Genomic DNA, 13,049 nt, shown 5'->3' on the forward strand with positions numbered 1-13,049 from the left:
GTGGCGCGATACCGCAACGCAGGAGACAAGAGCAATGTTGCAAACACACTACGATTACATCGTTGTCGGCGCCGGTTCGGCCGGCTGCGTGCTGGCCAACCGCCTGTCGCACGACAGCGCCAACCAGGTGCTGCTGCTGGAAGCGGGCGGCAAGGACAACAATCCCTGGATACATGTGCCGGTCGGCTATTTCAAGACCATGCACGATCCCAAGCTGGACTGGTGCTACCGCACGGAAGCGGACGCCGGCATCGCCGGGCGCCAGCTGCAATGGCCGCGCGGCAAGGTGCTGGGCGGCTCCAGCTCGCTCAACGGCTTGCTGTATGTGCGCGGCCAGAAGGAGGACTACGACCGCTGGGCCGAACTGGGCAACGCGGGCTGGAGCTATGCCGACGTCTTGCCGTACTTCAAGAAATCGGAGGACCAGGAACGCGGCGCCAGCGATTACCACGGCGTGGGCGGCCCGTTAAAAGTGTCGGACCTGCGGCTGCGCCGTCCCATCGCCGAACATTTCATTGCGGGCGCCACGGAAAGCGGTATTCCCTTCAATGCCGATTACAACGGCGCCACGCAGGAAGGCGTCGGCTACTTCCAGCAGACGGCCAGCAAGGGCTTGCGCTGGAGTACGGCGAAAGCCTTTCTTCGGCCCGCCCGCAAGCGCGCCAACCTGCGCGTGGAAGTGCGCGCGCAAATCACGCGCGTACTGTTCGAGGGCAAGCGTGCCGTCGGCATCGAATTCCGGCAAGATGGCCAGCTGCGCCAGGCGCGCGCCAGCGGCGAAGTGATACTCTGCGCGGGCGCCATCGGTTCGCCGCAAATCCTGCAATGCTCGGGCGTCGGACCGCGCGCCCTGCTCGATGAAGTGGGCGTGCCGCTGGTGCACGACCTGCCCGGCGTGGGGCAGAACCTGCAAGACCATCTGCAAATCCGCCTCGTCTTCAAGACGCGGCTGAAAACCCTGAACGATGAAGTCAACAGCCTGTGGGGCAAGCTGTGGGTGGGCATGCAATATGTGTTTTCCCGCTCGGGACCGTTGACCCTGGCGGCCAGCCAGGTGACGGTGTTTACCCGCTCCTCGCCCGAGGTGGAGCGACCCGACATCCAGTTCCACATGCAGCCGCTGAGCGCCGACAAGCCGGGCGAAGGCGCACATCCATTTTCCGCCTTCACGTCGTCCGTGTGCCAGTTGCGCCCGCACAGCCGCGGCCACGTGTCGATCAAGTCCGCCGATCCGTTTGCATATCCGGGCATCTACCCGAACTACCTGTCCGACCCGCGCGACCAGCAAACGGCAATCGCCGCCCTGCGCGTGGCGCGCAAAATCGCCGCCGCGCCGTCGCTGGCGCCGCACATCATTTCCGAGTTCGTGCCCGGCCCGCAATTCCAGAGCGATGAGGAACTGCTGGACGCGGCGCGGCGCTTCAGCCAATCGATCTACCACCCGAGCGGCACCTGCAAGATGGGGCATGACGCCATGGCCGTCGTCGATGCGCGTCTGCGCGTGCGTGGCATGCAGAACCTGCGCGTGGTCGATGCATCGATCATGCCGGAAATCGTCTCGGGCAATACGAACGCGCCCACCATCATGATCGCCGAAAAAGCGGCCGACATGATCCTGGCGGACGCCGTGCGCCTGCCCAAGGCAGCCTGACTCGCCCCCATTTTATTCTCAAAGGAGGATGCCAGCGGCGGGCAGACGGCCCCGCCTCCAATGACGCGGCGACAAGCCAAGCATCAGAAAAAAACACATAATCGATATCGATTGGAGACTGGATATTATGGATAACAATACGAACCATCCGAAAAAGGCCAAAGAGCTGCGGAAAGTCGTGATGGCCAGCGTGATCGGCGCCACCATCGAATGGTATGACTTCTTTTTATACGGCGTCGTCGCCGGCATCGTATTCAGCAAGCTGTATTTCCCGGGCGGCGATCCGCTCGTCTCGACCATGCTGGCCTATGGCACCTTCGCCGTGGGCTTTCTGTCGCGCCCCATCGGCGGCGTGATCTTCGGCCACTTCGGCGACAAGATCGGCCGCAAGAGCATGCTGGTCATGACCCTGATGATCATGGGGATCTCCACTTTCCTGATCGGCGTGCTGCCGACCTACGACCATATCGGCTACTGGGCGCCCGGCCTGCTGCTGTTCCTGCGCGTACTGCAAGGTATCGGCCTCGGTGGCGAATGGGGTGGCGCCGTGCTGATGGCGTATGAATATGCGCCCCCCAAAGAGCGCGGCTTCTATGCCAGCCTGCCGCAGATCGGCCTGGCCATCGGCCTGTGCCTCGCTTCCGGCGTGGTGGCCATCCTGTCATACACGCTGACGGATGCGCAATTCCTCTCCTGGGGCTGGCGAGTGGCCTTCATCCTGTCGGCCGCCCTCGTCTTCATCGGCATGTGGATACGTTTGAACGTGATGGAAACGCCGGAGTTCCAGGCCGTCAAGGAGAAGAACGCGGAGACGCAGATCCCGTTCTTCGACCTGCTGAAACGCTATCCGGGCAATGTCTTGAAGGGCATGGGCGCGCGCTATATCGATGGCGTGTTCTTCAATATCTTCGGCGTGTTTTCCATCACCTATCTGACCAACACCATCAAGATCGACCGCACGGAAGCGCTGATGGGCGTGATGGCGTCGGCCGTCGTGATGTGCTTCTGCATCCCCTTTTTCGGCCGTCTGTCGGACCGCATCGGCCGCGGCAAGGTATTTTTCTGGGGTTCGCTGATCACGGGCGTGTCGGCCATTCCCGCCTTCTGGATCATGCTCCACCACGCCGGCAATCCGCTGCTGCTGTGGTGTTCCGTGATCATCCCGCTGGGCGTGCTGTATTCAGCCGTGTACGGCCCGGAAGCAGCCCTGTTCTGCGACCTGTTCGACGCCAAGGTGCGCTACACGGGCATCTCCTTCGTGTACCAGTTCTCCGGCATCTTCGCCAGCGGCCTGACGCCCATCATCGCCACCTATCTGCTCAAGACGGGCAATGGCGAGCCGTGGCACATCGTCGGCTACATCCTGTTCGCCGCCCTCGTCTCGGCCGTCAGCGTGGCCATGATCGGAAAAGGAGGCTCGCAGCCGGATGGGCGCATGAAGCCGGCGCACGCGCGGTAGACATTCGGGCGTAAAAAAAGGCAGGCCTCTCGCGAGTGCCTGCCTTTTCCATTCAAGCTACAACTTAGATGACGATAGTCTGGTGCTCGTCGCCGTTACGCGCGCGAATCGTGCCGATGCGCGAGACGGTTTCGCCGGCCGCTTGCAGCTGGGCGATGGCCGCGTCCGCGTTTTCCTGCGAGACGATGACGGTCATGCCGATGCCGCAGTTGAAGACGCGGTGCATTTCGGCGTCAGCCACGCCGCCGTGCTGTTGCAGCCACGTAAACAGCGGCGGCATGGTCCATGCCTTCGAATCCAGTTCGGCCACCAGGCCAGGCTGCAGCACGCGCGGGATGTTTTCCACCAGGCCGCCACCGGTGATGTGCACCATGCCCTTGACTTCCATGGCATCCATCAGTGCCAGCAGCGGCTTGACGTAGATGCGCGTCGGCTGCATCAGCACGTCGGCCAGTTTACGGCCGTGGAAGTCGCCTTCCAGGTCAGGTTTCGCCACTTCGATGATTTTGCGCACCAGCGAGTAACCATTCGAGTGCACGCCCGACGAGGCCAGTCCCAGCACCACGTCGCCGGGGGCGATCTTGGTGCCGTCGATGATTTTCGATTTTTCCACGGCGCCGACGGCAAAACCTGCCAGGTCGTATTCGCCGGCCGGGTACATGCTCGGCATTTCCGCCGTTTCGCCGCCGATCAGCGCGCAGCCGGCTTGTTCGCAACCCTGGGCGATGCCCTTGATGACGTCGGTGGCAATGGCCACGTCGAGCTTGCCGCAAGCGAAGTAGTCAAGGAAGAACAGCGGCTCGGCGCCTTGCACCAGGATGTCGTTGACGCTCATGGCGACCAGGTCGATGCCGACCGTGTCATGGCGGTTCAGTTCGAACGCCAGGCGCAATTTGGTGCCTACGCCGTCGGTGCCGGAGACCAGCACCGGTTCCTTGTACTTCTTGCTGATTTCAAACATGGCGCCAAAACCGCCCAGGCCGCCCATCACGCCTTCGCGCAGGGTGCGCTTGGCAAACGGCTTGATTGCTTCGACTAAAGCGTCGCCTGCGTCGATATCGACGCCAGCGTCACGGTAGGAAAGGGAAACATTAGAAGTCTGGTTCATGGTGTGGTGGCAGCGGAGGCGGTAAAATAGAAGGCGGATACCCGCCGGCACGCGCGCGCAAGCATGTTTTTCAACATCGTGCGGCAGGGCGCCAGCGGGTGAATTCGGTCGATCAAGACGCTATTTTATCAAACTGCCCCGCCATTTCGTAATTAACTGCCTTTTTTTAACGCAACAGCACAAACTACATGCCATTCGCCATCACCGCCGAACAGAAGCAAACAGCATTTTGGATCGCGGTCTGGCTGGCATTTTTGCTGCTGCTCGTCAGCCTCGGTCCCATCCTGACGCCCTTCCTGGCCGCCGCCATCCTCGCCTATGTGCTCAATCCCGGCGTGGACCGCTTGCAACGCCTGCATTACAAGCGCTTTTACGTGCCCCGTCCGCTGGCCGTGCTGGTCGTCGTAGTGTTGTTTTTCCTCGCCATTACGGCGCTGGTGCTGATCGTCGTACCGGTGTTGCAGAAGGAAATTCCGCTGCTGCAGGCGCAAATCCCGCAATTCCTGAACAAGGCGAACGATTTCCTGGCGCCGAAACTGCGCGACCTGGGCATCCGCGTGCGCCTCGATGGCACGGGCATCAAGCGCATGCTGAGCCAGCAGATGGCTACCAGCGGCGATGAAATCTGGAGCACGGTACTGGCCTCGGCCCGCATCGGCGGCACGGCCGTGCTGGGCTGGCTGGCCACCGTCGTGCTGATTCCCGTGGTGCTGTTTTATTTGTTGCTGGACTGGCATCCGATGCTGGCGCGCATCGCCGGCGCCGTGCCGCGCCGCTGGGTCGGCCGCACGGTAGGCATGGCGCAGGAAGTCGACACCCTGCTGGCGCAATACCTGCGCGGCCAGTTGCTCGTCATGCTGGTGCTGGCCACGTATTACTCGGTGGCGCTGGCCATTGCCGGTTTTGAAGTGGCATTGCCTGTGGGCATCATCACGGGCTTGCTGGTGTTCATCCCCTACCTGGGCTTCGGCCTGGGCCTGATGCTGGCGCTGATCGCCGCCCTGCTGCAGTTTGCCGACTGGAGCGGCGTCATCGCCGTGGCCGTCATCTACGGCTGCGGCCAGGTCATCGAAGGCTTTTTCCTCACGCCGCGCCTGGTGGGCGAGCGCATCGGTTTAAATCCGCTGGCAGTGATCTTCGCCTTATTGGCTTTCGGACAATTGTTCGGTTTCGTGGGCGTTTTGCTTGCTTTACCCGCTTCTGCCGTCCTGATGGTCGCTTTTAAGCATCTAAGACGCCACTACCTCTCCAGCAGCTTCTATAATACCTAGTAAAAGCGGATATCATATCAACCTAGCAATACCACGATGCCCATGCAGTAATGAAAAACAGGACAAGGCGTACGCCATGAAACAACTGGTGCTCGATTTAGGCACAGACCAGGCGCACAGCCTCGATACCTTCGAGGTGGGACAGAATGCCGAAGTGGCGCAGCTGATGCGCCAGTTCGCCGCGCGCACGTCGCGCGAACATTTTGCCTACCTGTGGGGCGAACTGGCCGCCGGCAAGAGCCACCTGCTCAAGGCCCTGGCCAGCACCGAGCGCGCGCGCTACATTTCGCCCTTCTCGATCGAGTCCGAATTCGTGTATTCGCCCGACGTCGACCTGTACCTGCTCGACGACTGCGAAAAGCTGTCGCCGCTGGCGCAGATCGATGCCTTTGCCCTGTTCAATGAAATTCGCGCCAACAAGGCGTTCATGGTGTGCAGCGGCGCCGTGCCGCCCGCCGTACTGCCCGTGCGCGAAGACTTGCGCACGCGCATGGGCTGGGGCCTGATCTACCAGATCCACGGCTTGACCGACGATGAAAAAATCGCCGCCCTGACCCAGGCGGCCACCACCCGCGGCTTGACCTTGTCGCCCGGCGTGTTACCCTATCTGCTGTCCCATTTCCGGCGCGACATGCGTTCGCTGTCGACGATGCTGGACTCTCTCGACCTCTACTCCCTTGAAACCCAACGCCCGATCACCTTGCCATTGTTGCGCGAGTTGCTGCAGGCGGAAGCGAAAGAATGATGAATCTGGCCCTGTTTGACCTCGACCACACCCTGCTGCCCATCGACTCGGATCACGAGTGGGGCGAATTCCTGGTACGCATCGGTGCCGTGGACGCCGCCGAATTCACCCGCCGCAACGACGAATTTTTCGCGCAATACCAGGCCGGCACGCTCGATCCGGTGGAATACCTGGAATTCTCGCTCGGCACGCTGGCGCAATTCCCGCGCGAACGCCTGGAGGCGCTGCACCGGCAATTCATGGCCGAAGTGGTCATGCCGGTCATCCGCCCGGAAGTCGTGGCCCTGCTGAAACAGCACCAGGACGCGGGCGACCTGCTGGCCATCGTCACGGCCACCAACCATTTCATCACCAAACCCATCGCCGACGCGCTGGGCGTCGAGCACCTGCTGGCCGCCATGCCCGAATATGACGACGCAGGCAACGTCACGGGCAAGCTGGTCGGCACGCCGACCCTGGGCGCGGGCAAGCTGACCCACACCCACGCCTGGCTGGAAAAGATGGGCAAGGAACTGGGGCAGTTCGAGCGCAGCTATTTTTACAGCGATTCGCACAACGACATTCCCCTGCTGTCGGTCGTGACCCACCCGGTCGCGACCAACCCCAACACCGCTTTGAGCGCACACGCATCCCTCCACGGCTGGCCATCACTTCACTTATTCAATGATTAAAAAATTCATCCGCAAGATCCTCGGCGTTAAAAAAGAGGCAGCGCGCGACACCACGGCACCCATCGTGCTCGGTCCTGCGCAACACGGAATCGACCCGAAACTGGTGTCGTCGAATGCCATCCGCGTCACCAGCAGCCTGCAGGAAGCGGGCTTCGAGGCCTTTGTCGTCGGCGGCGCCGTGCGCGACCTGCTGCTGGGCGTGAAACCGAAAGACTTCGACATCGCCACCAACGCCACGCCGGAACAGGTCAAGCGACTTTTCCGCCGCGCCTTCATTATCGGCAAGCGCTTCCAGATCGTGCACGTGATGTTCGGCCAGGATTTGCTGGAAGTGACGACCTTCCGCGGCGCCGGCGCAGATTCCGCGCCCAAGGATGAACATGGCCGCGTCCTGCGCGACAACACCTTCGGTCTGCAGCATGAAGACGCGCTGCGCCGCGACTTCACCATCAACGCCATGTACTACAACCCGGCCACGCAGGAAGTGCTCGATTACCACGGCGGCGTGGAAGACATCCGCGCCAAGACCTTGCGCATGATCGGCAAACCGGAAGAACGCTACCGCGAAGACCCCGTGCGCATGCTGCGCGTGGTGCGCTTCGCCGCCAAGCTGAAATTCACCATCGAGCCGCACACGGCCGCGCCGATTCCCGTCATGGCGCCGCTGATCAACAACGTGCCAGCGCCGCGCGTGTTCGACGAAATGCTGAAACTCCTGATGAGCGGCCACGCGCTGGCCTGCCTGCAGCAGCTGCGCAAGGAAGGCTTGCATCACGGCCTGCTGCCGCTGCTCGACGTGGTGCTGGAGCAGCCGCTGGGCGCGAAATTCGTCACCCTGGCGCTGGACGCGACCGACCAGCGCATCGCCGCCGGCAAGACCGTCTCGCCAGGCTTTTTGTTTGCCTCGCTGCTGTGGCACCAGGTGCTGGAAAAATGGACGGCCTACCGTGCCGCCGGCGAGTCAACGATTCCTGCGCTGCACCTGGCGGCTGACGACGTGCTCGATTCGCAAACGGAAAAACTGGCCTTGCAGCGCAAGATCGGTTCCGACATGCGCGACATCTGGTCGATGCAGCCGCGCTTCGAGCGCCGGGTCGGCAAGGCGCCGTACAAGCTGCTCGAACACCTGCGCTTCCGCGCCGGCTACGACTTCCTGCTGCTGCGCTGCGCCTCGGGCGAGATCGACATGGACATCGGCGAATGGTGGACAGCCTTTTATGAAGGCGACGAGGAAACGCGCGAAGCGCTGCTCGTCAGCGCCAATGCCGCACCGGGCGCCGTCAAGAAGAAGCGCCCGCCACGCCGCAGCACGCGCAGCAAGACCGGCACGGGCGGCGGCTCGACCACTGGCAGCACCAGCGGCGAGTGAACGTAGTCATGCAGCCGGTTACCGCTTACATCGGCATCGGGGCCAACCTGGGCGACGCGCGCGCGAACGTGCACGATGCGATCGCGCGCCTGGCGCGCCTGCCCGGCGCATCGCTGGTCGACACCTCGGCCAGCTACCGCACGGAGCCCATCGATTCGAGCGGTGACGACTACATCAACGCCGTGGCGCGCATCACGACCACCCTGCCGGCAGAGGAACTGCTGCTGGCGCTGCACGCCATCGAGGCGGCGCACGGGCGCGAGAGGCCCTACCGCAACGCCCCGCGCACCCTGGACCTCGACTTGCTGCTGTACGGCGATGAACAGATCGCCAGCGCCACCCTGACGGTGCCCCATCCGCGCATCACCGAGCGCGCCTTCGTGCTGGTGCCGCTGCTGGCACTGGCGCCCGCCATCGTCGTGCCCGGGCTCGGACCGGCGCAGGACTACCTGGCCACGGTGGCCGACCAGGCCATCAGCCAGCTCTGAGCCGCCGCGCCGGACATACACTACAATGCCGCCCCTGCACGCCGCCCTATAAAGTACTACACTAGCGGCGTCGCAATCGCATCACCCCCTTTCACTCTAGAGAATACCTATGTCCGCTTATTTGCAAGGAACAGATCTGGCAGCCAAAGACAAGGCCGCCACACCGGCGCCGGCGCCAGCCAAGCCTGTCGCCAACAAGGCCGTGACCATCCACACGCTGGCCACGCTGCGCGCCGCTGGCGAAAAGATCACCATGCTGACCTGCTATGACGCCAGCTTCGCGTCCCTGATGGACCGCTGCGGCGTGGAGATCCTGCTGATCGGCGATTCGCTCGGCATGGTCTGCAACGGCCTCAATTCCACCCTGCCCGTCACCGTGGCCGAACTGGCTTACCACACGGCGTCCGTGGCGCGCGGCAGCAAGTCGGCCATGATCCTGTCCGACCTGCCGTTCGGCGCGTACGGCACGCCTGAAACGGCGTACGCCAACGCCGTCATCCTGATGCAGGCAGGCGCGCACATGATCAAGATCGAAGGCGGCGCCTGGCTGGCCGAGACGGTCCGCTTCCTCACCGAGCGCGGCATCCCCATCTGCGCTCACATCGGCCTGACGCCGCAATTCGTGCACCAGCTGGGCGGCTATAAAGTGCAGGGCAAGAGCACGGAAAGCGCGGCCGAACTGAAGAACGACGCGCTGGTGCTGCAAAACGCGGGCGCCGCCATCGTGCTGATGGAAGCGATGCCGTCGCAACTGGGCAAGGAAGTGACCGAGATGCTGACGATACCCACCATCGGCATCGGCGCAGGCCCCGACTGCTCGGGCCAGGTCCTCGTCATGCACGACATGCTGGGCGTGTTCCCAGGCCGCAAAGCGCGCTTCGTGCGCAACTTCATGGAAGGCGCGGCCAGCATCGACGACGCCGTCACCGGCTACGTCAAAGCCGTCAAGGATGGCAGCTTCCCGGCGCTGGAGCACTGCTTCTGAGGTAGCCTATTGAGGCGATATCGCCCCGGTACTCGCCGGGGCGATTTTTTTTTCGCGCAGCGTTTCTGTCCGTACAAAAGCCACCTCCAGGCCAAAGAACTGCCCGATACGGTTCAACGTCTGGATAGTCGGGTTGCCCTTGCCGCCCTCGATCTCCTTGATGACCTTGGTGCTCACGCCCCGGTGCGCTGCAAACTCTGCCTGCGTCATGCGCGAGATGGCGCGCATTTCCTTGACGGCGTGCTGCAGCGTGACGGCGCCTGCTTCAATGGCTTCGTAAAGCACCGCCCTGCGCTGCCGCAACTCTTCCTTGCCAACGGTTTTTTTCGTACGCGCCATGTCAGTGTTCTCCCAATGCCTTGAGCTGTTCGATCTGCCCGGCGATATGGGGCCGGAGGAAAGCAATGATGTCATCATCCACGCCTGCCTCCTGCATATGCTGTTCCAGCGCAGCCAGTTGCTGGGCAAATCCGTATAGCGCAAGGCGGACCTGCTGGCGCTCGACGTCCGGCATGCCGATCGTCGCCAGTATCGTCGTCCAGTCATGCAGCTCGTTCTTGGTATCCGGGTGATACCAGCGCGCCGCGCGTGGTATGCCATCGGGGTCTAGGTACATCGGCGCAAAATCGAACAGCGGCGTGAGGCGCACCTCGGCACCCACTTGCTGTACCGCCGTATTGCGTGCGTGATTATCGGTATTGCGCATGGCCAGGTTCAAGATATCGCGTTTGAGAAACTCGATGGTTTCCGCAGTCTTGTCGCTGACGACGGCGCGCAGCGCCTGCAATAGTACGAACTGGCTGGGCGTGGCTTCAAAGCCAACGATACCTGCCAGCGAAGCAGCGCTTTCCTGATGCAGTCGCAGCACTTTTCTATCGCGGATGCGGCGGTCAAAACGGGGAATGAACAAGGTATCGTCCTGGTAGCGCAGTTGGCCTTCGGTGCGCAAGCCCACCGCGCGCGCCACAGCCATGTAGGCCGCTTCATTTCTCAACACCTTGGCGTCACTGGCGGTCTTTCCGCGCGGACGCTTGACGATGAAATGCGCAGCCGCGTTCTGGTCCGGAAGGGCGCCATCGGCATGCCAGAGACCAGCATGGTCGGTTGTCAGCAGATATTTCGGTGCTGCTCCCTGCACTCCCAAGGTGCCCGCTGCGAGCATACTATGAATAAGCATGCGTTCATTGAAGGCATCGCCACGGCCTATGATCTCGTCCAGTGAAAAACCGGGCAATGGCTTGCCCTTGTCGTGGCTTGCAAGATGTCGGGTGTAATACTGGACGGCTTCGGCGATGCGCACGCGCCCGATGGGATTAAAAGCGCCAGCACACATCAGGGGAAAATTGGCGGCCGGTCCGTCCGTCAGATCGAGTTTACCCAACAGATAGCTGCGCCCGCTTCCCTGCGGAATCAGATCAAAGATAAAGGCAGGCCAGTGCGCCAGCTTTTGCATCTCCGCCGTGACAGGAAAGCACAAAGATATCGGCTCGGCACCATGACCGAAAGCATAATCGAGGTCATACTCGAACAGGGCAGCGGTGCGTGGATTGCCGCCTGTAGGATCAAGCAAAGTCAGCGATGCGCAATCGCGCCACGCATCATCATGAAAAATTTGAAAATGGCACTGCATGGCGGCTCCACTGGATCTTATAGTAACTAATTGTGTCCAGTTTATCCTTAAATTAGTACTTATACGATCCAAATTGCAAAAAATACGTCGCTATGGAAAACTCAATAGCTCTTAAAAGAACTATTTTAAGCCATTAATACCAATAATTAGCCCTTTTAAGTACCATCATGAAAATTATCCCACCTGTATCCACGTCGTCTTCAATTCCGTGTACTTGTCCAGCGCATGCAATGACTTGTCGCGCCCGTTGCCCGACTGCTTGTAGCCGCCGAACGGCACGGTGATGTCGTCGCCGTCGTACTGGTTGACGTGCACGGTGCCGGCACGCAGGGCGCGCGCCGTCTGGATGGCCTTGGTGATGTCCGATGTCCACACGGCCGCCTGCAAGCCGTACGGCGTGGCATTGGCCTGTTTGATGGCTTCGGCGATATCCGTAAAGCCCAGCACGGACAGGACGGGACCGAAGATCTCTTCGCGCGCGATCGTCATGCTAGTATCCACGCCAAAGATGGTGGGCTGCACGTAGTAGCCGCCCGTTTCCGCGCGCACGGCTTCGCCGCCGCCCAGCAGCTGCGCGCCTTCGCTCTTGCCGGCCGCGATATAGCCCATCACCGTTTGCATCTGCGTGGCATCGACGATGGCGCCCATGACGGTGGCTTCGTCGAGCGGATCGCCGGGCTGGAAACGGGGCAGCATGGCCAGCGCCTTGGCGATAAATTCATCCTTGATCGATGCTTCCACGAACAGGCGCGAGGGCGCGTTGCAGCTTTCGCCCTGGTTGAAGAAGATGGAACCGACGGCGGCCGCCACGGCCTTGTCCAGGTCCGGGCAATCGGCGCACACGATGTTGGCGGACTTGCCGCCCAGCTCCGTCCACGCCCGTTTCAAATTCGACTGGCCCGCCATCTGCACGATCAATTTTCCCGTGCGCGTGGAACCCGTAAAGCCGATGCAATCGACGTCCATGTGCAGCGCCAACGCGGCGCCGGCCTCATTGCCGTAACCGGGCAGCACGTTGAAGACGCCCGCCGGCACGCCCGCTTCCAGCGCGATGTCGGCCAGGCGCAAGGCCGTCAGCGGCGATTTTTCGGACGGTTTCAATATCACGCTGTTGCCGGCCGCGAGGGCGGGCGCGATCTTCCAGGCGGCCATGATCATCGGGTAGTTCCACGGCACGATGGCAGCGACGACGCCCACCGGTTCGCGCGTGATCAGGGCCAGGCTGTTGGCGGGAGTCGGTGCGATTTCATCGTAGACTTTATCGATCGCCTCGCCATACCAGCGCAGGCAATTGGCCGTGGCGCCCACGTCCACGCTCTGGCTGTATTTGATCGGTTTGCCCATGTCCAGGGTTTCCAGCAGGGCCAGCTCGGGACCGTATTTCTGCACCAGGTCGGCGAACTTGATCAATGTCCGCTTGCGCTGCGCGGGGGACTTGCCTGCCCAGCGGCGGTCCTCGAAAGCGGCGCGGGCCGCCAGCACGGCCGCATCGACGTCAGCGCCGTCACAACGGGCTACCTGCCCCAGCACACGCCCGTCGATGGGCGAGAGATTGTCGAAGCTCTGGCCTGATGCGGCCCCCACGCGTTCGCCATTGATGAAGGCGCGGCCATCGATCTTGAGCTCCGCGGCCCGTGCATGCCAGCTGGTGTTCTCCGTCATTGTCGTCTCC

The 13,049-nt window shown here is 62.1% G+C and carries 12 protein-coding genes; 8 read left to right on the forward strand and 4 right to left on the reverse strand.

Features of this window, described 5'->3' with window-relative positions:
* The first annotated feature begins 34 nt into the window (after window positions 1-34).
* Together GYK42_RS04160 and GYK42_RS04165 are read left to right on the forward strand one after the other, a co-directional pair.
* On the forward strand, window positions 35-1,651 hold the full coding sequence (locus tag GYK42_RS04160) for a GMC family oxidoreductase (RefSeq protein WP_166446452.1): 1,617 nt from the start codon (window positions 35-37) through the stop codon (window positions 1,649-1,651).
* 127 nt (window positions 1,652-1,778) lie between these two features.
* Complete coding sequence (locus GYK42_RS04165) at window positions 1,779-3,110, forward strand: MFS transporter (protein ID WP_166446453.1); 1,332 nt, start codon at window positions 1,779-1,781, stop codon at window positions 3,108-3,110.
* A gap of 64 nt (window positions 3,111-3,174) precedes the next feature.
* Here GYK42_RS04165 and purM read toward each other — a convergent pair whose 3' ends face one another.
* Window positions 3,175-4,218 carry a phosphoribosylformylglycinamidine cyclo-ligase gene (gene purM, locus GYK42_RS04170; protein WP_034746051.1) on the reverse strand — a complete coding sequence of 348 codons (1,044 nt, stop codon included), beginning with the start codon at window positions 4,216-4,218 and terminating at the stop codon, window positions 3,175-3,177.
* Between the two features lie 188 nt (window positions 4,219-4,406).
* On the opposite strand from purM, the gene GYK42_RS04175 reads away from it, so the two are divergent.
* The 6 genes from GYK42_RS04175 to panB all read left to right on the forward strand — a co-directional run bounded on the left by GYK42_RS04175 (window position 4,407) and on the right by panB (window position 9,747).
* Window positions 4,407-5,489: an AI-2E family transporter gene (locus GYK42_RS04175; RefSeq protein ID WP_133989202.1), complete on the forward strand. Its 1,083-nt coding sequence runs from the start codon at window positions 4,407-4,409 to the stop codon at window positions 5,487-5,489.
* Window positions 5,490-5,565: 76 nt separating this feature from the next.
* A complete protein-coding gene (gene hda, locus GYK42_RS04180) occupies window positions 5,566-6,234 on the forward strand; it encodes a DnaA regulatory inactivator Hda (RefSeq protein WP_058048421.1) in 669 nt (222 codons plus the stop codon).
* Window positions 6,234-6,905, forward strand: coding sequence for an HAD family hydrolase (locus GYK42_RS04185; RefSeq protein ID WP_034747702.1), 672 nt, complete (start codon window positions 6,234-6,236; stop codon window positions 6,903-6,905). The genes hda and GYK42_RS04185 overlap by 1 nt, the downstream gene beginning before the upstream one ends.
* A complete protein-coding gene (gene pcnB, locus GYK42_RS04190; protein WP_058048420.1) occupies window positions 6,898-8,274 on the forward strand; it encodes a polynucleotide adenylyltransferase PcnB in 1,377 nt (458 codons plus the stop codon). The genes GYK42_RS04185 and pcnB overlap by 8 nt, the downstream gene beginning before the upstream one ends.
* 8 nt (window positions 8,275-8,282) lie before the next feature.
* Window positions 8,283-8,762, forward strand: coding sequence for a 2-amino-4-hydroxy-6-hydroxymethyldihydropteridine diphosphokinase (gene folK / locus GYK42_RS04195; protein ID WP_166446454.1), 480 nt, complete (start codon window positions 8,283-8,285; stop codon window positions 8,760-8,762).
* 109 nt (window positions 8,763-8,871) lie between these two features.
* Window positions 8,872-9,747, forward strand: a complete 876-nt coding sequence (gene panB, locus GYK42_RS04200; protein WP_205711267.1) for a 3-methyl-2-oxobutanoate hydroxymethyltransferase — start codon at window positions 8,872-8,874, stop codon at window positions 9,745-9,747.
* Between the two features lie 6 nt (window positions 9,748-9,753).
* Here panB and GYK42_RS04205 read toward each other — a convergent pair whose 3' ends face one another.
* From GYK42_RS04205 to GYK42_RS04215, 3 genes are all read right to left on the reverse strand, one after another.
* Window positions 9,754-10,086 (reverse strand): helix-turn-helix domain-containing protein, encoded by a 333-nt coding sequence (locus GYK42_RS04205; protein ID WP_166446455.1) that lies wholly within the window; start codon window positions 10,084-10,086, stop codon window positions 9,754-9,756.
* A gap of 1 nt (window position 10,087) precedes the next feature.
* Entirely contained in the window at window positions 10,088-11,377 is a 1,290-nt protein-coding gene (locus tag GYK42_RS04210; RefSeq protein ID WP_166446456.1) for a type II toxin-antitoxin system HipA family toxin, read from the reverse strand.
* 174 nt (window positions 11,378-11,551) lie between these two features.
* Window positions 11,552-13,039 carry an aldehyde dehydrogenase gene (locus tag GYK42_RS04215; RefSeq protein WP_166446457.1) on the reverse strand — a complete coding sequence of 496 codons (1,488 nt, stop codon included), beginning with the start codon at window positions 13,037-13,039 and terminating at the stop codon, window positions 11,552-11,554.
* Window positions 13,040-13,049: the final 10 nt, after the last annotated feature.

This window comes from Janthinobacterium lividum (genome assembly GCF_011601275.1).
Taxonomy (GTDB): domain Bacteria; phylum Pseudomonadota; class Gammaproteobacteria; order Burkholderiales; family Burkholderiaceae_D; genus Janthinobacterium; species Janthinobacterium lividum_E.